This is a genomic window from Bradyrhizobium centrosematis (genome assembly GCF_045571495.1).
In the GTDB taxonomy this organism is placed as follows: domain Bacteria; phylum Pseudomonadota; class Alphaproteobacteria; order Rhizobiales; family Xanthobacteraceae; genus Bradyrhizobium; species Bradyrhizobium centrosematis.
Genome location: NZ_CP120703.1, coordinates 6479751 through 6502195, shown reverse-complemented (window position 1 = coordinate 6502195; position 22445 = coordinate 6479751). Strand labels below are relative to the sequence as shown.

Genomic DNA, 22445 nt, shown 5'->3' with positions numbered 1-22445 from the left:
AAGCGTGCGGTGGCCCGGCTTCCAGCGGGCCGTCGTCCAGATTCTGCCATATCAGATCTTGATCGAAACCGGGATGTTCCTCGATCGCCTGAGCGATAGCCTGTCGCGAGAGATGCTGGGGACCGTTTTCCGGATCTGGCGCGGCCTCGGCCGCAGGCGCGGCATTTGGATTATCTTGCCAATTCGTGTCTGGCCAATGGGGGCGCGCCAAATCTGGATATCGCGGATAGAGGTGTCCGGTATCAAGATATTCAGAGTAGGGATGACCAGCGTCCAGATAAGGTGAATATGGCTCACCCGACGCCGTCGGACGAAGCGCCGGTATGTGCACCGTTGAGCTGCCGTTCGAATTCGGTTGTATCTGTACCTGTCCCTGCTGTGTTGGGCTCCCGGCTGGTATTCGCCGAGGTGACTGCGTCGAAATCCACCCTGTTCCTCCTTTCAACTCATGAGGCTCATTGAGCATGCGAAGACTCAGCGAGCTCCGAAGCAGGGGGTTCGAAGGCTCACACTGATCTTTGAGGACTCGCGCCGCGTGCAAAGATCGCTGCCCACCTTGCCTCGAGCACCCGGTCTGCGTTCATCTTTCGGGGGCTGTCACAGGCAAGGCAGGCGCCCAGACCACGAATGACCATGCTGAGCACCTCAGCTTTCTGAAACCTGACGGTCGGACGAATATATCCGGCGACGGATCGACCGCCTTACGTCGGAGAGCGTCTCGCATTTGCGAGCCGTCACTTCTGGCCTGGGTCGGCTCCGCCCAAAGCGCCCTCATGGTGCGGCGTTTCGGGAGAAACTTCCGGCCGCCCATCCCGGAAGACCGTGCTCGAGGAGCCGCGGAACAACATTAAGACCGACTCACGTTGTGGCTTCTCGGCTACGACAGGACCGCGCCGTGCCTGCGCTTCCGCCACCAGGCCTTTGAGCGTCTGGTCCACCAGCGCAACAAATCGGGGTGGGCCAGAAGCAAGGATGAGACCCTCGCCGGGTGCCGGTTTCATGATGTAGCGCTGATCAGAGATGTTGAGCGTGTCGAGCGCGGACTTGAACGTATCGAAGCTGATCGGGCTCAATACAATTAGCCGGCTTTGCGCCTCGTGGGCGGCCGAAATATAAAGGACGAGCCCGTCGTAATACCACTGAAGATTGTAAAGGGCAGTCAAGCGGTCGAGGAATTCTTGTGGCGGCAGCTCCGGCATCCGTCCGCGAATCCGGCCCCTGACCTCGGCGCTGACATTGATCCTTATATTGAGATTGTTCCCGAACTCCTGCAGAGCCGCAGAAAGATCCTGATCGAGAACGGTGTAGGTATAAGGGGTGGACGGCAGCGAAAGGGATGCAGCAGCCGAGCCCGTAATTCTGATGCAGGCGAAAACGCCGAGGCAAAGAATTGTTTTCGAGATATGTACGATCGTGGATCGCGCGAGCATTGCCGGCCGCCTCCCGCTCATCATGAGTTTGAGTTTGGTCTCAGCTTGGGAGCCAAACGTGATCTTTAGATGACGCAGTCAGCGCGATCTCCGTCAGGTATTCGTCAGCTCGCCAGCCTATGAACCTTGGTCGGTTCATCGGTCAAACGCCTAGGTCTCATCGCGAGCACAATGACGCATCCCATGTTGTTAGGCACAATGTCGATCTCTCCGAATTCGACCGACTGTCTTTCCAGCGCCTGCTCGCCGGTACCGGCTGGCGAGCAAGCGAGCTTTGAACAGTCCTTGGCGCAAGCCGCTCCCACTCAAGGATCTGCTTCTCCGCTCGCGGACAAGCCCGCGGCCGCTCCGCCGATATTGGAGATTGAGCGCACGAATGTGCTGGCCGCTCCCCCGGGTGACCGAATCCTTCAAACTCTCTCCAGTATGTATCGCGGGCCCGCCGTACCGCCGGCGACGGCGCCCGCAGCCGTCGCCGGCGTACAGCCTGGACCGGCTACGCAAGCGCTTTTACAGGCGGATCACGTCAGTGCACCTGCGTCTGTCAAGCCGGTCGGTGCCGATTTTGACTTGATGATGACGAGCCTGCGAGACGTGTACAGGGATGTCATTCAGGTTTCGCTGGTCTCCAAGGGCACTAGCGCGGTCAGCTCGTCGCTGAACAAGCTGCTATCTGCCGGGTGAGCAAACCAGATGATCAGTGTGATGAGAAGGGCTGGATTCGGCGGCCGTCAATCGTGGCGGCGGCTTCGCGTGTGTTTCGCGCTCCCTTTTCTGATCTCGCTAATCGGCTGTAAAGCCGATCTCTACACCAAAATTCAGGAACGCGAGGCCAACGAAATGCTCGCGCTTCTTCTTGGCAAGGGCGTTGATGCCGTCCGAGTTGTTGCCAAAGACGGAACCAGTACCATCCAGGTCGAGGACAAGCAGCTTGCTTATTCGATCGACCTGCTAAATGTTGAGGGCTTGCCGCGCCAAACCTTCAAAAATCTTGGCGAGGTTTTCAAAGGATCGGGCCTCGTCGCCTCGCCGATCGAAGAGCGGGCTCGGTACGTTTATGCTCTAAGCGAAGAATTGTCGCGCACGATCAGCGATATTGATGGTGTCCTCTCAGCACGTGTTCACGTCGTTCTGCCTAAGAACGATTTGTTACGGCAAGACGCGACGCCGTCCTCAGCCTCGGTCTTCATTCGGCATGGCTCCAGCGCGAAACTTTCGGCACTGTTGCCGCAAATCAAAATGCTTGTGGCAAACAGCATTGAAGGCCTCTCCTACGACAAAGTCGCGGTCGTCTTCGTGCCGGTCGAGCGCACACCAATGGAGCAGTTGGTCGCGCCCGTCGTTGCAACGGCTCAGTCAGTGAGCGCCGGCTCACTGCCGATACTCGCGCTGGCTGTGGGCGGCGCCGGAGCAGTATTCGGAATCGTGTGTTGGATACTGCTGAGCCCCCGCTTGCGTCAATTCGGACAATCGTCGCGTAAACTGAGCATGCTTGATAGAGGCTCGCGCGTGTCTGCTGATGAAGAGGCCGGCAAAAAGATGATTGCTGATGCGACGTAGCAGGGGCACCCATGTCGGCATCGAAGTCATCCCCCGAACCTAATCGTTCGTTCATGCTCCCTGCCGATCAGCTGCGCGAGCTTGTGGCCTCGGTTGACCCCAGTCGTGTTGCTGAACGTCTCGATCCGCTGCTTTCGCCGTCCACATTGGGCCGGCTGCAGCAGAGTGCCAGGCTGCAGCCAAGGCTGGCCGAATTGCTCCTGGGAAGCAAGGTGGAGATAGGGAACGTCGATTGGAAAGAGGATCTTCTCCTCGGGCATGACCCACGCCGCGCTGCGCTGCTCGCGGGCAGCATTTGGCATGCTCGCTCCATTCTAAAACTGGTTTCAAGGCCCAACCTGTCAATATTAGTCGAGATGATCGGTGCGGAAGTGCATGCTTTTGCAATTCGACATCTATCGAACGCCATCGCAACGAGCCCGATCGCCGATCCCCAGGAATTGTCACGACAGCTCGAATATGACGGGTATGCCTGTCTCGGTGCCTGGCTCGAACAGGTGTCATCGCTTGACCGTATCCGCGTGCTTCTACGCGTTCCCGCTGGGACCATGGCGGACAATCCGGCGGCTGAACATCGTAACGCAGCAGGCACGCTGCTCTCCCATGTGATCGCCCATTTGCGCACGGAGGCCATCGGGGCATGACAGCCGAAGCTCCAGCATCGCCCCCGGCACCGCAGATCCGACCTCTCGGACCGCTGATCTCAGCTGAGCAGCTGGAGATCTGGCACGATGCGGTACGCGCGCGGACCGCTGCCGAGCGGCATCTGCAGCGGGTTCGCAGATGGGCTCGTCAAGCTTATGAGCGGGAACGGGCGCGAGGTCACGCTGAGGGTACACAGGCGGGTGCAGAGGAAATGGCCCGGCTGATCGCGCAGGCCACTTGTGAACTGGCTCAGCGGAAGGCGCTTCTGGAGCAGGAATTGCCGCAACTGGTGTTTGAGATCGTCCGTGATCTGCTTGGTGCGTTTGATCCCGGCGAGATGCTGATCCAAGGTGTTCGTCATGCTATCGAGCAAAGATATAAGAACACGGAAGTCTGCCTTCATGTTTCTCCGCTGAAAGCTGATCTGCTCGCCCGTGAGTTCAAGGACTGTGATGGTCTGGAAGGCCGCCCGAAGGTGAGGATTGAGGCGGATCCGGCGCTGAGCGAGGACCAATGTGTCCTGTGGAGCGAGTTTGGCAATGTCGATCTCGGGCTTGCCGCGCAGCTGCGCGCGCTGCGTCTCGGGTTTGGCCTAGCGCAGGAAGCTCGATCATGACCGCGCAACGACCCACCCGCGATGGCGCGGCCGAATACGGAGCTGTGAAGGCTGCACTCTCTTCCTTGAGATCTTCCACCAAGCACATCGATACACGCGCCGTCCGCGGCCGGATCACGCGAGCCGTGGGGACGTTGCTGCACGCCGTCTTGCCGGAGGCACGGGTCGGAGAACTCTGCCTCTTGCAGGATCCTCGCAGCGGCTGGTCGCTTGAAGCCGAGGTGATCGGCCTATTGCCGGATGGGGTGTTACTCACGCCCATCGGGGACATGGTGGGGCTGTCCAATCGTGCAGAGGTGGTCACGACCGGGCGAATGCAGGAAGTGGCGGTCGGTGCCGATTTGCTCGGCCGCGTCATCGATAGTTTTGGCCGCCCGCTCGACGGCAAGGGCCCTATAAAAATCAACGAAACCAGGCCGCTACGCGGCAGGGCGCCCAATCCGATGAAACGGCGCGGGATTGAACAGCCGCTTCCGCTCGGCGTCCGAGTCCTGGATGGCCTTCTGACATGTGGAGAAGGTCAGCGGATCGGAATCTATGGTGATGCCGGTTGCGGCAAGTCGACGCTGATGTCCCAAATCGTAAGAGGAGCGGCTGCCGACGTTACTATTGTTGCACTGATCGGCGAACGCGGCCGGGAGGTTCGTGAATTCATCGAACGTCAACTTGGCGAAGCTCTTCGACGTTCGGTCGTCGTGGTGGAGACCTCCGACCGCTCGGCGATGGAGCGAGCTCAATGTGCCCACATGGCGACGGCGCTTGCCGAGTATTTTCGTGACCAGGGGCTGCGCGTCGTTCTGATGATGGATTCTTTGACGCGATTTAGCCGCGCCATGCGTGAAATCGGCCTTGCCGCAGGAGAGCCTCCCACGCGGCGTGGCTTTCCGCCCTCCGTTTTTGCGCTGCTGCCGGGCTTGTTGGAGCGCGCCGGCATGGGCGATCACGGTTCCATCACGGCCTTCTATACCGTGCTTGTCGAAGGTGACGGGACGGGTGATCCAATAGCGGAAGAGTCCCGCGGCATCCTTGATGGCCACATCATTTTATCTCGGGCGCTGGCCTCGCGAGAGCACTTTCCTGCCATCGATGTTTTAGCGAGCCGCAGTCGCCTGATGGATGCGATCGTGTCCGCGCCGCATCGGAAGGCGGCATCCTTCTTCCGTGATCTCCTCTCACGCTATGCTGAGGCCGAGTTCTTGATCAAAGTCGGTGAATACAAGCAAGGCTCTGATCCGCTGACCGATCGGGCGATCGCCTCGATCGAGCAGCTGCGAGCCTTTTTGCGGCAGGGGCAGGGTGAGTCGTGCAGCTTTGACGAGACGGTCGCATGGATATCGCGCCTGACCGCCTAAACCCTGTTCACGCCTCAAAGCTGCGGCTGGTCAAGGACATGCGGGAGCGAAGCGCCATCCGTGAATTGTCCAACGCGGAGGCCAAGCGCCGCCTTGCGGTCCAGGTTGTTGAACAAGCTCGCGAGCGTCTTGCAGATGCTGAACAGTGTCGTGCAAAAGTCGAGGCTGATCTCTACCGGGAGATGCTGGCGGCCGATGCAATATCTGTGTGCGAGCTACAACGGCGCCATCATCTCATCATCGGGCGGCTCACAGACGAGAGCACGGCGGCGCAGCGCAATTTTGAAGAGGCCTGTACTGCTCAGGAGCAAGCGGAGGCCGCGGTTTTTCAGGCGCGAGGCGTCTGGGCCAAGCGTTCAGCTGCGAGCCAGAAATGGCGAGAGATCGACCACGAAGTTCAGCGCATCACGAATGCTCATTTCGAAAGCGTCGCCGAAACCGAAGCCGATGACGAAGTCTTGCTCCGCTACCGCCGGGGACCATCAGGGCAGACCGGAGGCGAGGCAACTTGATTGCAGAATCTCTCCAACGGCAGCTAGGGGCCCTCGACGCAGAAGTTGCGCCGCTGTCATATCGGCCCGCCGAACCGGCAGCGTTCATGCCGGCGCCGACCCTCTCGCTCGCCGCGGCCTCGTGGCTCAACGAAGTCGCTGCCTTGCGTGCGCCTCTGCAAGGCGTCCTCGGCGAGAAGCCGATATCTGTGCGCGTGAGCCGAACCGTCTGGCAGGCGGAGCAGGCTGCGGCGTCAATGCTTGACTGCACCTTCGAAGTAGATGGTGAAGCCTTGATCTTGTCCTTGCCCCAAGCGCTCGTGCAGGCGCTACTTGGGACGGTGCAGGATGGCCTTACCTTACCTTCCGAGCCGTCGCTTTCGCTGGTTCTTGAACTTGCGATTGAACCTTTGCTTGCTCCGTTGGAAATAATAGTGGAGCGGAATCTGCAGCTTGTTCGCACTGGCGAGGCGTCTACTCCGAGGCCGTATCTTGAGATCGACGTGGCCTATGGCGAGTTCGTCGGCAAGGCCAGGCTGGTCCTATTCCCGGGCCTTGACGGTCCCGTACCGCCGGCGTTCCGTGCGCTCGGCGAGCTAATTGGCCGGTTATCGCGACCCGCGCCCAGGCTGCTTTCAGAACTCTCGGTCATCGTTGCAGGACATATCGGTTCGCTCCGCGTCTCGACCGGCATTCTTCGTCGAGCACGACAAGGCGATGCGCTGCTTCCCGACGCAATTCCACTCGCGCAAGGCCAGATCATTCTCACTGCAGACCATTTGTGGGCCGCTGCAGCGATCGACAGCGATAGGCTAGTGCTGCGAGGACCCTTTCGCTTGCGATCCAACCCCCTAAAAAGTGAAGATGTGATGACCAAAGGCCAGGTGCAACAACAACCGCCGTCTGAAGCAGATATCGATAGCATCGAGATAACTCTTATATTCGAGTGCGGGCGCTGGCCGATGCAGCTAGGGATCTTGCGGACCATCAACGAGGGCCACGTGTTCCAGCTTGGCCGGCCTCTTGATGGCCCAGTCGATATCCTTGCCAACGGTCAACGCATTGGCCGCGGCGACATTGTGCGGATTGGCGATGAACTGGCGGTCAGATTGCGCGGCGGGTTGGCGTTCAATGACTGAGATTCAGCCCAGTATCCTTACGCTTCTTGCAATAACAGTCGGCCTTGGTCTCCTGGCGTTTGCCATCGTTACGACGACTGCTTTCATCAAGGTGTCGGTGGTTCTCTTTCTCGTGCGCAATGCGCTGGGGACTCAATCGATCCCGCCAAACATCGTCCTTTACGGAGCGGCATTGATCCTCACTGTCTTCATTAGCGCTCCGGTCTTCGAGCAGACGTATAACCGTCTTACCGATCCACAACGTCGCTACCAAAGCTTCGATGACTGGGTGACGGCCGCCAAGGAAGGTCAGGAGCCGTTGCGTGCGCATTTGAAAAAATTCACCAATGAAGAGCAGCGCCGCTTCTTTCTGTCGTCAACAGAACGCGTGTGGTCGGAGGAGATGCGCGGCAGCGCAACGGCAGACGATTTTGCCATTCTTGTGCCGTCGTTCTTGATCTCCGAACTCAAGCGAGGGTTCGAGATCGGATTTCTTCTCTATCTTCCCTTCATCACGATTGATCTGATCGTTACAACGATTTTGATGGCCATGGGCATGTCGATGGTATCGCCCACGGTAATATCCGTCCCATTCAAGCTATTTTTGTTCGTCACTATCGACGGCTGGTCGCGTCTTATGCACGGGCTGGTACTAAGCTACACGACGACAGGAGGTTGACCATGAACGAAACCAGCATCCTCACGCATTTGAGCCAATCGCTCGTGCTCTTCATGATCTGGGTTCTGCCGCCGCTGCTCGCAGCTCTTATCTCTGGCCTGATCATTGGCCTTATCCAGACCGCGACCCAGCTCCAGGATCAAACCTTGCCACTGACGGTCAAGCTTTTGGTCGTCGTGGCCGTCCTCGTGGGGTTTTCGCCAGTGCTCAGCGCGCCACTGATCGATCAGGCTGAGCACATCTTCAGCGAATTTCCAGCAATCACAGCAAGATACTAGAGAGCTTGGATGGCTGGCCCGACCCCCTCAGAGGCGCAAGCTCTCGTTCAGGGCACGATCGAATTCGTCGCCGCAACGGGCCTCAGTGCGGCCCGCGCCCTCGGCATCATGTTGGTGCTCCCCGTCTTTACCCGGCCGCGAATTAGCGGCCTCATCCGGGGATGCCTGACAATTGCGATCGCCCTACCGTACCTCGTTCCGATCAAGCTCGGTCTGCAGGCTCTCGACCCGAACACGCGGCTCGTCAGCGTGACCGTGCTCGGCCTAAAGGAGGTGTTTGTCGGTCTGATACTTGGCATCCTGCTCAGCATCCCGTTATGGAGCATACAGGCGGTCGGCGACATCATCGATACCCAACGAGGAATTTCGAGCCAAGTCGCGGGGGAGGATCCCGCGACGCATAGCCAAGCATCCGGAACCGGACTTTTCCTTGGTGTTATGGCGGTTACGATCTTCGTTCTGGTGGGCGGGCTGAAGACCATGGTGAGCGGCCTTTATGGCAGCTATCTGGTGTGGCCCGTCTATCAATTTCTGCCTGCCGTGACAGCGCAAGGTGCAATGGCATGCCTGGCTCTACTCGACCGCATCATGATGACGACCTTGTTGGTCGCCGGGCCGGTGCTGGCCTTGCTGCTGCTTGTCGATATCTCGGTCATGATGCTCGGCCGTTTTGCAGCTCAGCTGAAGATGAACGATCTCTCCCCGATGCTCAAGAATATTGCATTCGGGATCATTATGGTCAGCTACACGGTCTATCTTCTCGAATACGCCGGAGCTGAAATCCTGACCTCGAACAACATGCTCGAGCATCTGAAAAAGCTCTTGAAATGAGCGGTACGAGCGAGGAGAAAAAGCTTCCTCCGACGCAAAAGAAGCTACGCGATGCCCGCAAGAAGGGACAAAGCGCGCGCAGCTCCGATCTTGTCAGCGGCGTCAGCGCCTGTGCCGGCTTTGGCTGCCTTTGGTGGCGAGCGGGTGCGATTGAAGACAAGTGGAAAGAAACTGTACAATTGGTCGACAAATTGCAAGGACAGCCGTTCGCGAGCGCGGCGCCGGAAGCGCTTAGCGGTCTGCTAGAACTATCCATTGCGACTGTCGCGCCCTTGCTCGCCGCCGCCGTCTTAGCAGCGCTTCTGGCCAATGTCCTCGCCAATGGCGGCTTCATGTTTGCCTCGGAGCCGCTCAAGCCGAAGCTTGAGAAACTCGATCCCGTCAAAGGCTTAAAGCGCATTGTCTCGAAGCGTTCGGCGATAGAGCTTGGCAAAACCTTGGTAAAAGTGGTTTTGCTTGGCGCGATCTTCTTTTTCATCGTGGTCGCGAGCTGGAAAGCCTTAGTCTATCTGCCGGTCTGCGGCCAAGGCTGCCTTGGCCTTGTCTTCGCCGAGGTCAAAATTCTGACCGGGATTGCGGCTGGAGCGTTTCTGGTGGGCGGATTGGCTGACTTGCTGATCCAGCGCTGGTTATTCATGCAGGATATGCGCATGACTGAAACCGAGGCCAAGCGCGAGAACAAGGAGCAGCAAGGCAATCCGCAGGTGAAACGCGAGCACCGGCGCCTGCGGCAGGAGTCCGCGAACGAGGCTCCTCTCGGTGTCCATCGCGCCACGTTGATACTGAAGGGCGCGGCAATGTTGATCGGGCTACGCTATGTTCGTGGCGAGACCGGCGTACCCGTCCTGGTCTGCCGCGGCGAAGGTGAGGCGGCTTCACAGTTGCTGGGCGAGGCGCGCGCGATGCACCTCTGCGTTGTCGATGACGAGTCACTGGCGCGTCAATTGCTTGGCAAGGCAAGGCTCGGCAACCCAGTCCCTTCGCAATATTTCGAAGCGGTCGCCAAAGCACTCTATGCCGCAGGACTGGTTTAGCATCGGCAACGAACAATGTGCCGGCGGACCGGGCAGTTGGTGACCAAACCTCCCGCGCATAGGGGGCTGGATGGTAAAGCTGGTGTATTGCCTGGCAATACGGACCCGCATCCCATCTCCGTTGTTGCCGACAACGTATTGCCGGGGTATCGCGGCCGATCATTGCCGAAGATCGACGGCATTGTTCTAGTTGCGCTATGGGACGCGCGATGCAATTGTCCGGGGTCTAGGGCCTTAGAAACTTCGACGATCGCTTCAAACGGGGACGGCTGTCGTTGGGGCTCGGGAACAACCTCTCTATCTTGGGTCGAGCGGAATGTATGGATCGGCATCTGTCGACCTCGCCTACATTCAGGCCGATCTTTCGGCACAAGGCGGGGGGCATTGAAGGACGCTATCGGCTATCAAGCAACAAGAGGCAGCAAGGCAGCATCGTGACGGACGAGATCGGCACCTGTGTCTTGTTGGACTTGGCCCGGAGCGATACAAAAGTGCACGCTATTGGCCGACGATCGGAAGGTCGGCCCAATAAACGTTTGCGGATCGACCTACGGTTTCGGTGGAGAAAAACCGTGCGCCGGCTGGTCGACAAGACGGTCATGCCCCCGACGTGCCTTGCAGGCATCCCTATTCAAGAACGAGCCCTCCTACAAGGGACGGGATCTCATCGTGGCATGCTCTGCCGCTTCAAAGAGGTCCAGTGCTTCGCAATCTTTATAACAAGCGAAGTCGTCTTGGCTGTACCCTGACCTCATGGATCGACTGTGTCCGACCCTGGTCGGCTTGGGCGACATCGCAAACCTTGCGCTAGCGAAACGGCTGGTTGTCCCTTGTTTTAGCGCCTGCTGCATCGGGTCCTACCTTGTCGCCTGCGCCATCTTCTCCCTTGCTCTTGCTGCGCGGGGCGAAGGTACCCTCCCGGGCGAGCGGATCTGCGGCACGTTCCCCATTGCTTGGCATTGTTGATCGATTCTCCAGTAAATCGACCGGATCATTGACCATGGTTGCAAGATTGTTTCTGGTCGAGCAGCCAAGTGTCGGGTCGAACGAATTGTCGTTCACAGCTGGACCAACGATGGAAAGCGATGGACAGGACGGAGGATAGGCTTCGAAGGTGATTGCCTCGATTTTTGCCCCGGCACGGGTGGACAAATCCAGAGCGGATGCAGACAGTCGGATGTTGTAGGGCGCAACACCCATCGCCCGAGCTTGGTGAGCCACCTGAGCGATGATGCGCGGCGCGCCGATGACATTGAGATGCAGTGCGTCCGGCCGACCGCGACTGGAAGTTGCAATGAAACACCGCAGCCGATTCGCTTCGGGGCGGCGAAGGCTTTGTAAGAACAAGATACTGCGCTTCTGCTCCACCTGGACCGTTTGCTCCGCGGGTCCGTAATGGACCGAAGCAGTGCTTGCGCAGCCACCCAATGTTGCCGCAATGCCGATTAAATGGCACATCTGTCGCAAGATCATTTGGCGATCCTCATTCGATAATAAAGCCCGCGCCGCCGGTTAATCCCGGCGCGCTGGCACGAGGCGCATCACGGTCTCGCGGCGGTCGGGCCACCGTATTCGTCAGAATGCGCCCTGCGTCTGAGGGCGGTGAGATGCGGTCGCTCGGCGCACTCAGCTTGTTGGGGCTCGATGCGGGCCGCACGATGTAGGGCGTGACAATAATCACCAGCTCGGTTTCACGTTTTTGAAACGATGAGGACCGAAACAGCGCACCCAGGATTGGGACATCGCCGAGCCAGGGAAATTCGCCGATATCGGTGTTGAAGTTGCGCCTGATGAGGCCGCCGATTGCAAAGCTCTGACCGCTGGCGAGCTCGACCACCGTGCTCGCCCGCCGAGTCGAGAGAGCCGGGACCGACATGCCATTGATTTTGACTTCGCCTTCACTCGACAGCTCGCTGACTTCGGGCTTCACCCGCACATTGATTTGATTGTTGTTGAGAACCGTTGGAACGAACTCGAGGCTCACGCCGAACTGGCGAAATTGGACTGAGACCTGTCGGTTGTCCTGCATCACCGGAATGGGGAATTCGCCTCCGGCAAGGAAGCTTGCGGCTTCGCCAGACATTGCTGTCAGATTCGGCTCAGCCAGAATTGAGGCGAGATGTTCGCTCGCGAGCGCATCGAGGACAGCGCTCAAATTCACTTTCCCAGCGCTAAACCCGATCCCGATCGTGCCGCCGCCGGCTGCCGCGCCGGCGCCGCTCGGTTTGCCGGTGACTAGGGAGGCCCCGTTTGGGCTCGAGGCGCTGAAGTTGATATTGAGATCTTTGACCGCGCTGCGTGAGACTTCCGCCACCCTTACGCTGAGATTCACCTGAAGGGAGCCGGCGACCTGAATTTTATTGACGACCAGCGCGCCGGCCCCAAGAAACTGGTCAGTAACTTTCTTGGCTAGCTCGACAATGTCGGCATTCGGCGCTGTACCGCTAAGGATCGCGCCGCGCGGGGTATAGCTGACCTGAATTGGATAGTCGCCGACCTCAGCCCTGAGCGCGGCTCGCAGATCCTCAATCGGCTGGGTAACCACAACGCGCAGCTCGGCCAGAGCCTCTCCCTTGTCGTTCAGAGCGAATAGGCTCGTCCGACCTGACTTCTTGCCAAACACGAAAATCGTCGTGTTCGACGGTGCCTGGTAATCAGCAATTGCGGGGTCGGCGACAAAGATGCTCGCTGCCGGTCCGTTCAGACGAACTGTCTTACCTTGAGAGGAGGTAAGATTGAGCGTGCCAGTGTTGCTGCCAGGCGCAACACGTGACGGCTCTTCATTGCGGTTTGTCTGAGCTGTGACAGGAAGTGGAAATAGCAAAGCAGCCGCGCACAGGGTGCGGGCGAGGCGGGGAAGCGCGACACGATAGGAGCCGCTGGCGACCACCGACGGCCCATCAGAGCCGTAGTCCGTGCTAAAGAGATTCAAGGGAGTTTGCCTTCGAAGTTCGATCGGCTAGGCAGCCGATGCTGCGCCAATGAGTTCTAGGGTGTAGCCGACACCACGCGCTGTCTTGATCCTGAGCGTTGCCCCCGCCTGGCTCAAATGCGTGCGTAAGCGATAAATGCCGACTTCCAGCGCATTGGTCGAGACTTCGTCGTCAAATGCATACAAGCTATCTTCAAGCGATGTGCGCGGCACGGTACGGCCCGCACGGTTGAGCAGATGCTCAAGAATGCATACTTCACGGCGCGCGATCCTCAGTACTCGGCCTCCGACCGACACCTGTCTCGCGATGGGATCAAAATGCAAATTCCCGAATGTCACCACCGGCGCCGTCATCTGCGTTGACCGGCGTAGAATAGCCCGCATGCGAGCAATGAGCTCGTCGATAGAAAAAGGCTTGGGTAGAAAATCATCCGCGCCGGCATTGAAGATGGCAATCCGCTGACTGAGATCGTTGAAATCGCTCATCATCATAGTCGGCATAGACCGCCCGTCACGCCGCAGCTGCTTCAGCCAGTCCAATCCATCTCCATCGGGTAAAGCCAATTCGAGCAGCACCATGTGATAATTCGCGCAATCGAGCGCCGCCGCGGCCTCATCCAGCGTGCGTGTTACGTCAACGGCGAAGCCGCTATTCAGCAGCTCGTCCTTCACGTGGCGGATGAAGTCCGCGTGATTGTCAACCAGAAGAATTCGCATCGCATCGCCTTTCGTCCAACCACGCCACGACCTGAGCACGTCACGATCGATCCGGGCATTCGATAGAACCGAGAGGCGGTTGCACTGATGTGAATACGAAGGACTCGAAACGAGTGGGCGGAACATGCGGCGAGGCCATCATAACTTGCCAATCCCTCGTTATCGGCCCAACTGCTGAACGTCGCGGTCCTTTTTTAACCCTGTCAGTGCTCGGCATGCTTCCGGTGTCAGCGATAGATCTGACCTTGTTTAGAGAGATCAAGGCCGCAGTAGCCTGCCGACGGGCTTGTGGCCTGATTACAGCCTCTCTTCCGCGCACTGACGGGTTGCCTGCAGTGTAAATAGCGCCAGGTTGCGCAATCAAAGCCAAACCGCAACAGACGATTGGATTTATGGCCGAACGAAAGAGCGAAACTGACATGTAAGAAGCCTTCCGAATTCGTTGGGTCCGAGGCGAAGCTTGCTGGGCTGTTGGGTCGACATGTCGCGGAGATCTCGCCAATGCAAAAGCATCGGCGTTAGGAGAGCGTCTGGCAATGTTTCCACGGGCCGACATATGAGATTTGAGCGACCAATGCAGTACTCGGCTTGAGGAGGACGCTCGCGATAGGCCTGCACGACGCCATATTGATGCGAGTGTCAATTGTGACATAGCTTGGTGTACGACAGAGGGGAGACCGCAAGCGACTTGCTCGCGCGGCGCCTCCCTCTTCTTGCCTGAGTAGTAGCGCTGGGTGCTCTGCTCCCCACATAAGCGATCACGAGCCATAGCACGCGAGGGAGATATGGCAGTCGCGCGACGGGGCGGAGTGGCCGAGCTTGGTGTTTTTGAGACGTTCGCAATTCTTGCTACCTGTCAGGAACGGTTCACGCGTTGGTGGGCTGTGTCACGGTCTGTAGGAAATCCTACAATCTGACGCTATGTGAGATTCAAGTGCCTTTGGCCGCTGGTTGTAGCATTCGCGACGATGCGAGCATTCTTAAGTGAAGGCGGACGCAGTCCGGGCCAGACAATTGGCCTCCGGGCAACGCTCGCGTCTCTCGCCATGTCATATGCGTTTCATCGATTCGATCGAGGCGTCGCTCGAGCCACAGCCGACTACAGCGAAGACAGTCGTCTTTGCTGGTCCTTGAGACGTGACGTCCCGCTGGTTCGGTCAAGCCCGTAGTTGTTATTTTTGCTCAGCAGACGCTGACGTGAGGGCCAATATTTCTCTGGGAAGCGGGAAAACGAACCTTTGGGAAGCGAGCGCGCAAGCACGCGGGCCGGCCCAAGCGGTTGGGGGCTATAAAGGAAACGATTGCCACGCGACATTCTTGAATGCTGCCTCCATAGATTCCGATCGATTATGCGACTGCTGGATGAGCAGGGCAAAATCGATTGTTTTGATGGAACACATCCAAGCAGCGAATACAGAATTGTGCGACCACACGACGTGCCGCAAAGCTATGCACTCTTGAGCTTCGCCGTTGAACCTATCGAGCTCCGGCTCTTTTGATCGATAGGCTACCGACGACAGGTCAATATTGCGAAGGGATCAATGATCCGTCGCCTCTCCAGTCTCCGGCGTCCTTCAGATGTGTCGGCGGCCATGGGGTCGAAATCGACGAAATCTAAGCACCTAAGTCATGGCGGTGCGAGCAATAGCGGCACGTGCGTTTCCCCCCCGGAAAGTGCCAGCGACCTCTTAGGACGCCGCTGCGCTTTATCCTTCGCGGATTTGGAGTGATGTAGTCGCGAGGCGATTATCTGGGGCGTGAAACGGCACCGCGGGGCCGAGGGTTCTTTAGGGTGGCGTGTGCTTAGAGGACGGAATCACCGAGAACTGCGCGCTCGCGGCTGGTCCAATCATTCCTCTCCACTTTCCCGCTTGTAGGGTTATCTTCTTCGCTATAGATTCGGTAGCTGTCCAAATTGCCGCCCACGAATAAGCGTTCGGTCTCACGCGTCGGCGTTCTGCCCAGCGAGCACATCAGATCCACGTCCGCGTCGACGTTGTCCTGGTCCTCCGCGTTCATTCCAATGGCAATACTGCACAGCAAGTCGTCAGTGTCCAGACCGCGGACTTTGGTACCGCATAAGTGTGCAGCGTATTTGCATTGTTGGCTATCGCCCTCGCCCAAGTGTCACGCGAAACTGTCAGTTTGGAGGGGTCTTCGACCAAAGACACGAATGGGGAAGCCGTTGTTTTGCCGCGCATATGCCACCCAGCCTGGCGTGCCCGATCGATGGGATCGCTCCAGAGGATCTCCAATGAAGGAATGATCCCTCGCCCTGTTTCGGACATGGGATATCGCACTTGTGCTGGTTTCTGCCCTTGCTATGCAATCGCCGCCCTGATTCTGAAAACGATGCAGCTTGAGATAGGACGATGTCGCGACATTTCCGAAGATGCGGTCCCGATCGTCCCGGTCCTCCTCTGGTGCGTCTGCTGGCGCCCATCGTGCTGACTGTTGCTCCGCAATGGCTATTTCGTTTTTGAGCGCTTCGAGCGCGGCACCTGTTAACGTTGCCCCAAGTTGAGCACGCGCGCCGACGAAGGATGCAGCCGGATAGTGAAGGGACATCGGCGGTGTCTCACTCTGCAAACTCGGTGATCCGGCAGCAGGAGCCGATACTCGGTGATCCGTATGCAAGGCATGCAGCGGCTCTCCGAATTCTGCTTGATGGTCTGACAGCCCCGTCGATGAGCCGGCCTTCAGGCTCAATTGGTCCGCTTGCTGATCTGGCTGGCGCGGTTCCGGCAGCGCTTCGTAATCGTCAGACAAGGCTTCTGCGGCATTTCGTGGATCGATGTTTATCCGTTTCCTCGCAGCGCGGTGTTAGTGAGTATCTCATCGCAAAAACAGCTTTCGAGAAGCTGACGGGTTTAATGCTGCTGCGTTGTTATTCGTGCATTGGCGAGTGGGCTGAAGCGCACGGCGCGAGTCAAAGCCGCAAGTCGCTATACTATGTGGAGGGGTGAGTTCAGCTGCCTCGATAGGACTGGCGCGGGAGGTTCGTGGCAGCCGGACCCCGGACCTATGCTCAGGCGGCAGATACCTGTTTGCGGTTATCAACGGCCCGGCTCGATCTGTCGTTTCTCCTGTTGAAACTTGCAAGCAAGCAATTTCATCGAACCTGACCCACGAGGTTGTGACGTCGGAATAGCTGGCACAACCTCTTGCATCTGATTACGGCAGGTCGTCTTGTTCGAAATGCGATGACGCTTCATGTCTGTGATCCGTCAAAACGGTTTGCGACGATCACGCGTTGTGACGTTTTGCTCGCGCGAACTGTAGTCCCTTGGAGAAAGAAGAGCATATGAACTTAGTCGGCAGAGCCATGTTAATCCTGTTGTCCATGCTTTCTGCCATCTCCGTGAGCGAGGTGGCCAAAGCAGAAGAGACTTCCCCGAAATACGCTGAGGTGCTCAATGCCCTGCTAGAGGGCAAGAGCGTGAAACTCATACTGGACATGAGTCGCTGTGCTCCCGCCGAAGGTGGAAAGCCCAGCTCTGCGACGCAAGCAGGATTGGCGATCAATGCATTCAGGGTGACCGCCCAGAATGGCATCAGCTTTGCCAATGCGCACCAAACGGTGGATAGTTCTGGACATGCCGTGACGGAATACATCCGCCATAGCCTCAGCCGCGAAGGCAAGCTTACCTTGCGAGCTTCGAAGCTTGTCGTCGGAAGCGCCGAATTAGTGAACCAGGGCGAGTTCATCTGCGAAGTGCCTGATGGGGCAAGGTTCGTTTGGTAGGTCAAAGATTGGATCGGGGTCTGGATCCGCGTTTGCCTTGGCTGTTTTAGCGGTCTGGCCGGCACTGCGCGCCCATCGGCTGATGGTCTCGATAAGTGACGACGGCCAGATTGCTTCTGGCCGTTTCGCAGCGATGCCGGTGATGAGCGAACTTGTGTCTCTTCGCTCGATGATCCTGAGGGACCGCGGCCGCGGATCTCATTGATCAGAAGGCCGTCACGGCCGTGCACGGATTGCGAGGCACCAGTGCTCACTTTTGATCGAGAACATAAGCCGGTGACAACTTATCTTCGCGTGTTTGTATACCTTTCCTGCGAGCGCATATTTACGTTCAATCTGTTGCCCCGATGATTACGACTGATCGAGAGCCGAGTCTCGGCGAGGGAGAACGCCCTTGTGTTTCCTTCCGGCCCTTTCGGCTGAAATGGACCCCGCCGGTTGAGCTAACCATTTGATTGATGCGTCCCACTTGAGATCACGCGCGAGCTGGCGGAGTAGCATTCTCTCGTAGCGTGGACGTCGTTCGCACGCAGGCCCAACAGCCCAGAAGTAGGCCTTAGTCGGGCAAGCCCATCAAAACGGCGATGGCTCTCGTTCAGTCAAACTGTGGCCGATGGAAGAGAAGAACGCCGCCTCCGTGAAGGCTTTCGGCCGTGTAGGGCTCCCCGTGGATCAAGAAACGAGTCATTGGGATATCTTGGTCCAGCAAAAGACCAAGGTTTTGCAGCATGTCCATCATGACTGGCGAAGCTTCTCGGGGGCCGTGCCTCCAGTCGTCGCCAAACAACGCTCCGAGTTCAAATATTTGCGGAGTTGGCTAAAGACCCGGTTGGTTGGACGTCAGTAGAAGTCTAGGCGCGAAGGCCGAAGGAGCCCTTTTGCAAGTCGAACGCTGTTGCGCTGTGGCATCAGGCGCCGTGAAAGTGCTGTCGGTTTGGTTGATATCGGTAAGTCGGTCCATGGTCCCGTCCGCTGACTGAGCTGCTGCTGGTTTGATGGACGCCGAGATTAGGTGTTTCATGAAGCCGGAGGTGGGCGATAAAGAGACGGAAGTTCAGTCGCGAGTTCAAGATTGAGGCGGTCAAGCTGGTCCGGGAACGCGGGCTGTCGGTGGCACAGGCCGGCCGCGACCTGGACGTTCACGAGAACGTCCTGCGCAAGTAGGTCAAGGAGTTTGGCACCGACCCGGTGCAGGCCTTTCCCGGCCACGGCCAGATAAACTCGGAGCAGCAGGAGATCGAGCGGCTGCGCCGTGAGGTCGCCAAGCTGAAGGCAGAGCGGGATATCCTAAAAAACTGTCACGGTCCGTTGCCCACCTGCGCGCGGTAGAAACAGCCCGTGCTATCCTCGTATCTCGGAGGGTAGCGGCCGTCAGCTTATTGGAGGCACTAGTCCCCGTTAAAAAACGTGGTCCATGGGTGCATGCGAACTTGAGAGTGGTGACGCTTTCCTGCGGCGACCCCGATTAGGAAGATGACGATTGGCATAGCCCAGACCCTCCTGCCCACAATCGGATGGAGGATCTGCGATGCCCAAGAGGACGACCGGTGACCGCCCGGAATTGAATCCCGTCAATGTTGGCGCAGCCGCCATCGACATTGGATCAAAAATACACATGGCAGCGGTCGACCCGATCTGCACCGACACTCCGGTACGTGCGTTCGGCACATTTACGCAGGACCTGCATGATTTGGCAGACTGGTTCAAAGCCTGCGGCGTGACTAGCGTCGCGATGGAATCCACCGGGGTCTATTGGATCCCAGCCTACGAGATTCTCGAGCAGCGCGGGTTCGAGGTCATTTTGGTCAACGCGCGTTACGCCAAGAACGTGCCTGGGCGCAAGACAGACGTCAGCGATGCCGCATGGCTGCGCCAGCTCCATTCCTATGGTCTGTTGCGCGGAAGCTTCCGCCCTGATGCCGAGATCGCAACCTTGCGGGCTTATCTGCGTCAGCGCGAGCGGCTAGTGGAATACGCAGCCGCTCACATCCAGCACATGCAAAAGGCCCTGATGGAGATGAATCTGCAACTTCATCACGTTGTCTCTGACATCACCGGTGCGACCGGGATGCGAATTATCCGAGCGATTGTCGCGGGCGAACGCAATCCCGACGTGTTGGCGACCTACCGTGATGTACGCTGCCACTCCTCAATTGAGACGATCCGCGCCGCACTGGTGGGCAATGATCGGGATGAACACGTCTTCGCGCTCACCCAGTCGCTGGAACTCTATGACACCTACCAGGCCAAGATGCTCGACTGCGATCGCAAGCTGGAATCCTTGATAACGGCGCTGACGGACAAAGGGGCCAAGCCAGTCGGCAAGCTCCCCAAACCGCGGGTGAAGACCAAGCAGGGCAATACACCATCGTTCGATGTGAGGGCCGCTCTATACGGCGTCCTCGGCGTCGATCTGACCGAGATCCATGGGCTAGGTCCATCAGCCGTATCGAGTTGTCGATCGCCACTATCCTTCGGCAAGCGCCGCCGGCGCGGGCGTGCCCGCAAGCCCTGTAGGCGCATCAGCCGCTCGATCTGGTGCAGGCCACAGTCAGCCCCATCGGCGAGCAGATCGCGCCACACCCGGCGCACCATAGGTGCGGTCGCTCGCCATGAAGCTGGCTTTCACCTTGCCGCCGAGCTCTTCGTCGCTGCGGGATCTGGCGCTGGGAGAGCGGTTCAGCCAGGTATGGAAGCCCGACCGCGATACCCCCAGCGCATCGCATAGCCATGCCACCGGCTAGATCGCCCGGTGCTTCGCGATGAAGACAAACTTCATGTCGCTTCCTTCGCGAAGAAGGCTGCGGCCTTCCTAAGAAACAGCCACCTCAGGGCCGCAGGGAACAGCTTGCAAAACGAAGCCCAGCGATTTGGCGCGCCGCTTCAGATTGGCGAGGACGCGGCTACGATATTGTTCCTCATAGTGGTCGGCACCCGGATCTCTGTAGGATATGCCGTGCCGGAGGGTGTTGTAGAACAGGACCGCAATTTTACGGGCGGTCGCCGTCACGGCCTTCGCTTTACCCGCACGAGAGGACAACCGACGATAAAATACGCCGAGCGCCGTATCGCTCCGTCCGATGGTGGTGGCCGCCAGCCGCAACAGCGCAGCTGCCCGACTGGATGATCTCCGAGTACGCGAAGAGAGCACCTTGCCGCCCGAGATTTTGTTGCCCGGTGCCAAGCACAGCCAGGAGGTGAAGTGCTTGGCGGTCGGCCAAGCCCTCAAATCGGTGCCGCACTCGCCAATGAGCTTCAATGCAAGTGAAAGGATCCGCCATCTATAACCGTCGAAAAGGGCATCGGCTCCTGCCGTATCCGAAGGCCGGTACCGTTATGTGGGTGCATTCGGCTCGATGTTGCCTCCAGCTCCTTGCCATCTCTAATCAGTCGTCCGTTAAGAAGCCGGATCGAGCTGGACTGGAGAGGCGAGCGTTCGCCATAGCAATCCCAGGAACAGATGCAAGAATTCCCTGAGCCAGGCCAAGATGCGGCGCAAGTTGTGGCCGACGGCTGAGAGGATAACGTTGGCGGCGTCGCCGGCACGGCCTTTGAGGTAGCAACGGCCGAGATGGCCTTCCGCTTTCATGTGTCCGATGATGGGCTCGATGGCGGAGCGGCGGCGCAGTTCGCGCTTGATGACGCCGAAGACGCCGCGCTTCTGACCGGAGATGAAGACGCGACGGGGATTTTGAGCGTCGTGGCCGCGATACCCCTTGTCGACATGGGCCCGCTCGATCGGACAGCCAGTGAGTGTCTCGGTGCGGTCGATGACGTCACGCAAGGTGTGACCGTCGTAAGGGTTGTCGGGCAGCGACCTGGCGTGCAGCACGAACAAGCCACCGGGAGCCCGGCGGTTGTTGGTGACGATAGAGGCCTTCACGCCGAACTCGTAAGGGGCAGCGGCCTTGCCCTTGCCGATGCACTCCACCTCCGGGGCATGGAAAGAATGCAGCTTCCAGCCACGTTGGCGCTGCTGCTGCGAGCGGATCTGCGAGGCGCGGCCAAGCGGCAGGGCGAACGCTTCCTCCAGTGCTGGCTGGCCCTCGATCTTGCGGCGGATGTCGCGAATGATCCGACCGAGCCGGCTGCGCAGGATGCGCAACTGCCGCTGGTGCCGCCCGAACTGCTTTGCATGAGCGTAGCGCCCCGCCATCATCGCCGCCGCCTTGGCCACGCGACAATAGGATTGCCGCAGCCTGACGCCGTGCTGTCTCGCCAGGCGGTTGAGCCCCCTGATGGCTGCATGCAAGAGCTTGGCATCGGTCGGAAAGGTGATGGCCTTCGGCTGTACCGTCGTGTCGACCGTGACGCGCTTGAGGTCCTGGCTGCGCAATGCGCCGGTCGCGTGCGCCACCCGCAGGCTCTCGGCCAGCAGCAGCTCCAGCTTGTCGCCGAGCCGCTTGCGCCAATGGCTCAGGTCCGAGCGCTCGTGCGGAAAGGTGTGCTGGAAGAACTCTTCGCCGGTGAAGAACTGGAAGTACGGATCGTGGACCCAGCGCTCGCACACCCCCTCATCGGATAGCCCATAAATGTGTTTGAGCAACAACAGCCCAATCATGAAGCGGGTCTCGATCCCGGGCCGACCGTTCTCGCTGTAGAGCGGAGCGATCTCGCTGTCGATCCAGTCCCAATCGATCTTGCCGGCGAGCAGAACCAACTCGTGCTTCATGTTGATGATCTGGTCCAGCCGTGCCCGGAACAGGTCATTCGATCCCGTGGTCTTGTGCTTCTTCGGCCGCATCGTCTTCTCCGATGCACCACAGAATCATGGCCCGCAGCAAATGGAAATCCAAAAACCAATTTGCAGGGTTTGGAAGCCTCAAGCCCCAAATCCCTGCAATCTCAAATGCCTCCAAAACCCGAAAACAGACTCCAGCTCAATCGCTTAGAGCCTTGTTCACCGGCGACTAATCAACGCTGAAAGCGCGCCCTCTGATCCACTGAGTAGACCGACGTGGAAGTCAATGCGTTACTTCCCGCCTGACCTGGTAGGGCGGGCTAGCTGCCATGTAAG

Annotated in this window: 18 protein-coding genes and 4 pseudogenes; 14 read left to right on the top strand and 8 right to left on the bottom strand. The window is 58.6% G+C overall.

Annotated elements, in window-relative coordinates; translation table 11 throughout:
* Positions 1 to 734 precede the first annotated feature (734 nt).
* Positions 735 to 1430 (bottom strand): nodulation protein NolW, encoded by a 696-nt coding sequence (locus P6U31_RS30700; protein WP_407185407.1) that lies wholly within the window; start codon positions 1428 to 1430, stop codon positions 735 to 737.
* A gap of 171 nt (positions 1431 to 1601) precedes the next feature.
* On the opposite strand from P6U31_RS30700, the gene P6U31_RS30695 reads away from it, so the two are divergent.
* From P6U31_RS30695 to P6U31_RS30645, 11 genes are all read left to right on the top strand, one after another.
* Positions 1602 to 2114, top strand: coding sequence for a nodulation protein NolB (locus P6U31_RS30695; protein WP_407185406.1), 513 nt, complete (start codon positions 1602 to 1604; stop codon positions 2112 to 2114).
* 9 nt (positions 2115 to 2123) lie between these two features.
* Positions 2124 to 2990 carry a type III secretion system inner membrane ring lipoprotein SctJ gene (sctJ, locus tag P6U31_RS30690; protein ID WP_407185405.1) on the top strand — a complete coding sequence of 289 codons (867 nt, stop codon included), beginning with the start codon at positions 2124 to 2126 and terminating at the stop codon, positions 2988 to 2990.
* 11 nt (positions 2991 to 3001) lie between these two features.
* Positions 3002 to 3634: a nodulation protein NolU gene (locus P6U31_RS30685; protein WP_407185404.1), complete on the top strand. Its 633-nt coding sequence runs from the start codon at positions 3002 to 3004 to the stop codon at positions 3632 to 3634.
* Positions 3631 to 4251, top strand: a complete 621-nt coding sequence (sctL, locus tag P6U31_RS30680; RefSeq protein ID WP_407185403.1) for a type III secretion system stator protein SctL — start codon at positions 3631 to 3633, stop codon at positions 4249 to 4251. The genes P6U31_RS30685 and sctL overlap by 4 nt, the downstream gene beginning before the upstream one ends.
* Positions 4248 to 5603: a type III secretion system ATPase SctN gene (sctN, locus tag P6U31_RS30675; protein ID WP_407185402.1), complete on the top strand. Its 1356-nt coding sequence runs from the start codon at positions 4248 to 4250 to the stop codon at positions 5601 to 5603. Before sctL ends, sctN begins: the two co-directional genes overlap by 4 nt.
* The gene (locus tag P6U31_RS30670) at positions 5579 to 6115 is read left to right on the top strand and encodes a hypothetical protein (protein ID WP_407185401.1); all 537 of its coding nucleotides are present in this window, start codon (positions 5579 to 5581) and stop codon (positions 6113 to 6115) included. Before sctN ends, P6U31_RS30670 begins: the two co-directional genes overlap by 25 nt.
* Positions 6116 to 6201: 86 nt before the next feature.
* Positions 6202 to 7233, top strand: a complete 1032-nt coding sequence (sctQ, locus tag P6U31_RS30665; RefSeq protein ID WP_407185400.1) for a type III secretion system cytoplasmic ring protein SctQ — start codon at positions 6202 to 6204, stop codon at positions 7231 to 7233.
* Positions 7226 to 7891: a type III secretion system export apparatus subunit SctR gene (sctR, locus tag P6U31_RS30660; protein WP_407185399.1), complete on the top strand. Its 666-nt coding sequence runs from the start codon at positions 7226 to 7228 to the stop codon at positions 7889 to 7891. Before sctQ ends, sctR begins: the two co-directional genes overlap by 8 nt.
* Positions 7892 to 7893: 2 nt before the next feature.
* A complete protein-coding gene (locus P6U31_RS30655) occupies positions 7894 to 8169 on the top strand; it encodes an EscS/YscS/HrcS family type III secretion system export apparatus protein (protein WP_407185398.1) in 276 nt (91 codons plus the stop codon).
* A gap of 9 nt (positions 8170 to 8178) precedes the next feature.
* On the top strand, positions 8179 to 9000 hold the full coding sequence (gene sctT / locus P6U31_RS30650; RefSeq protein ID WP_407185397.1) for a type III secretion system export apparatus subunit SctT: 822 nt from the start codon (positions 8179 to 8181) through the stop codon (positions 8998 to 9000).
* The gene (locus P6U31_RS30645) at positions 8997 to 10034 is read left to right on the top strand and encodes an EscU/YscU/HrcU family type III secretion system export apparatus switch protein (protein ID WP_407185396.1); all 1038 of its coding nucleotides are present in this window, start codon (positions 8997 to 8999) and stop codon (positions 10032 to 10034) included. Before sctT ends, P6U31_RS30645 begins: the two co-directional genes overlap by 4 nt.
* Before the next feature lie 807 nt (positions 10035 to 10841).
* Here P6U31_RS30645 and P6U31_RS30640 read toward each other — a convergent pair.
* The 4 genes from P6U31_RS30640 to P6U31_RS30625 form a co-directional block, all read right to left on the bottom strand.
* Positions 10842 to 11507 carry a CpaD family pilus assembly lipoprotein gene (locus tag P6U31_RS30640; protein WP_407185395.1) on the bottom strand — a complete coding sequence of 222 codons (666 nt, stop codon included), beginning with the start codon at positions 11505 to 11507 and terminating at the stop codon, positions 10842 to 10844.
* Positions 11508 to 11517: 10 nt separating this feature from the next.
* Positions 11518 to 12924 (bottom strand): type II and III secretion system protein family protein, encoded by a 1407-nt coding sequence (locus P6U31_RS30635; RefSeq protein WP_407189993.1) that lies wholly within the window; start codon positions 12922 to 12924, stop codon positions 11518 to 11520.
* Between the two features lie 69 nt (positions 12925 to 12993).
* Positions 12994 to 13683, bottom strand: a complete 690-nt coding sequence (locus P6U31_RS30630) for a response regulator (protein WP_407185394.1) — start codon at positions 13681 to 13683, stop codon at positions 12994 to 12996.
* A gap of 2127 nt (positions 13684 to 15810) precedes the next feature.
* On the bottom strand, positions 15811 to 16452 hold the full coding sequence (locus P6U31_RS30625) for a hypothetical protein (RefSeq protein ID WP_407185393.1): 642 nt from the start codon (positions 16450 to 16452) through the stop codon (positions 15811 to 15813).
* Between the two features lie 535 nt (positions 16453 to 16987).
* On the opposite strand from P6U31_RS30625, the gene P6U31_RS30620 reads away from it, so the two are divergent.
* From P6U31_RS30620 to P6U31_RS30610, 3 genes and pseudogenes are all read left to right on the top strand, one after another.
* A complete protein-coding gene (locus tag P6U31_RS30620) occupies positions 16988 to 17428 on the top strand; it encodes a VirK family protein (protein ID WP_407185392.1) in 441 nt (146 codons plus the stop codon).
* Between the two features lie 1038 nt (positions 17429 to 18466).
* Positions 18467 to 18721, top strand: a pseudogene (locus P6U31_RS30615) (transposase); the annotation flags it as partial.
* Positions 18722 to 18956: 235 nt separating this feature from the next.
* A pseudogene (locus P6U31_RS30610) lies at positions 18957 to 19871 on the top strand (IS110 family transposase); the annotation flags it as partial.
* 14 nt (positions 19872 to 19885) lie between these two features.
* Here P6U31_RS30610 and P6U31_RS30605 read toward each other — a convergent pair.
* From P6U31_RS30605 to P6U31_RS30595, 3 genes and pseudogenes are all read right to left on the bottom strand, one after another.
* A pseudogene (locus P6U31_RS30605) lies at positions 19886 to 20240 on the bottom strand (IS3 family transposase); the annotation flags it as partial.
* Positions 20241 to 20696, bottom strand: a pseudogene (locus P6U31_RS30600) (transposase); the annotation flags it as partial.
* A gap of 129 nt (positions 20697 to 20825) precedes the next feature.
* Positions 20826 to 22172 carry an IS5 family transposase gene (locus tag P6U31_RS30595; protein WP_407185391.1) on the bottom strand — a complete coding sequence of 449 codons (1347 nt, stop codon included), beginning with the start codon at positions 22170 to 22172 and terminating at the stop codon, positions 20826 to 20828.
* Positions 22173 to 22445: the final 273 nt, after the last annotated feature.

What these genes read in the sequence shown, in the direction of transcription:
- sctJ (WP_407185405.1), top strand. Translation starts at nt 2,124, where the DNA reads ATGATCAGTGTGATGAGAAGGGCTGGATTCGGCGGCCGTCAATCGTGG.
- sctT (WP_407185397.1), top strand. Translation starts at nt 8,179, where the DNA reads ATGGCTGGCCCGACCCCCTCAGAGGCGCAAGCTCTCGTTCAGGGCACG.
- P6U31_RS30630 (WP_407185394.1), bottom strand. Translation starts at nt 13,683, where the DNA reads ATGCGAATTCTTCTGGTTGACAATCACGCGGACTTCATCCGCCACGTG.
- P6U31_RS30645 (WP_407185396.1), top strand. Translation starts at nt 8,997, where the DNA reads ATGAGCGGTACGAGCGAGGAGAAAAAGCTTCCTCCGACGCAAAAGAAG.
- P6U31_RS30640 (WP_407185395.1), bottom strand. Translation starts at nt 11,507, where the DNA reads ATGATCTTGCGACAGATGTGCCATTTAATCGGCATTGCGGCAACATTG.
- P6U31_RS30695 (WP_407185406.1), top strand. Translation starts at nt 1,602, where the DNA reads ATGACGCATCCCATGTTGTTAGGCACAATGTCGATCTCTCCGAATTCG.
- P6U31_RS30620 (WP_407185392.1), top strand. Translation starts at nt 16,988, where the DNA reads ATGAACTTAGTCGGCAGAGCCATGTTAATCCTGTTGTCCATGCTTTCT.
- P6U31_RS30700 (WP_407185407.1), bottom strand. Translation starts at nt 1,430, where the DNA reads ATGCTCGCGCGATCCACGATCGTACATATCTCGAAAACAATTCTTTGC.
- sctN (WP_407185402.1), top strand. Translation starts at nt 4,248, where the DNA reads ATGACCGCGCAACGACCCACCCGCGATGGCGCGGCCGAATACGGAGCT.
- P6U31_RS30595 (WP_407185391.1), bottom strand. Translation starts at nt 22,172, where the DNA reads ATGCGGCCGAAGAAGCACAAGACCACGGGATCGAATGACCTGTTCCGG.
- P6U31_RS30670 (WP_407185401.1), top strand. Translation starts at nt 5,579, where the DNA reads ATGGATATCGCGCCTGACCGCCTAAACCCTGTTCACGCCTCAAAGCTG.
- P6U31_RS30685 (WP_407185404.1), top strand. Translation starts at nt 3,002, where the DNA reads ATGTCGGCATCGAAGTCATCCCCCGAACCTAATCGTTCGTTCATGCTC.
- sctR (WP_407185399.1), top strand. Translation starts at nt 7,226, where the DNA reads ATGACTGAGATTCAGCCCAGTATCCTTACGCTTCTTGCAATAACAGTC.
- P6U31_RS30655 (WP_407185398.1), top strand. Translation starts at nt 7,894, where the DNA reads ATGAACGAAACCAGCATCCTCACGCATTTGAGCCAATCGCTCGTGCTC.
- sctL (WP_407185403.1), top strand. Translation starts at nt 3,631, where the DNA reads ATGACAGCCGAAGCTCCAGCATCGCCCCCGGCACCGCAGATCCGACCT.
- sctQ (WP_407185400.1), top strand. Translation starts at nt 6,202, where the DNA reads ATGCCGGCGCCGACCCTCTCGCTCGCCGCGGCCTCGTGGCTCAACGAA.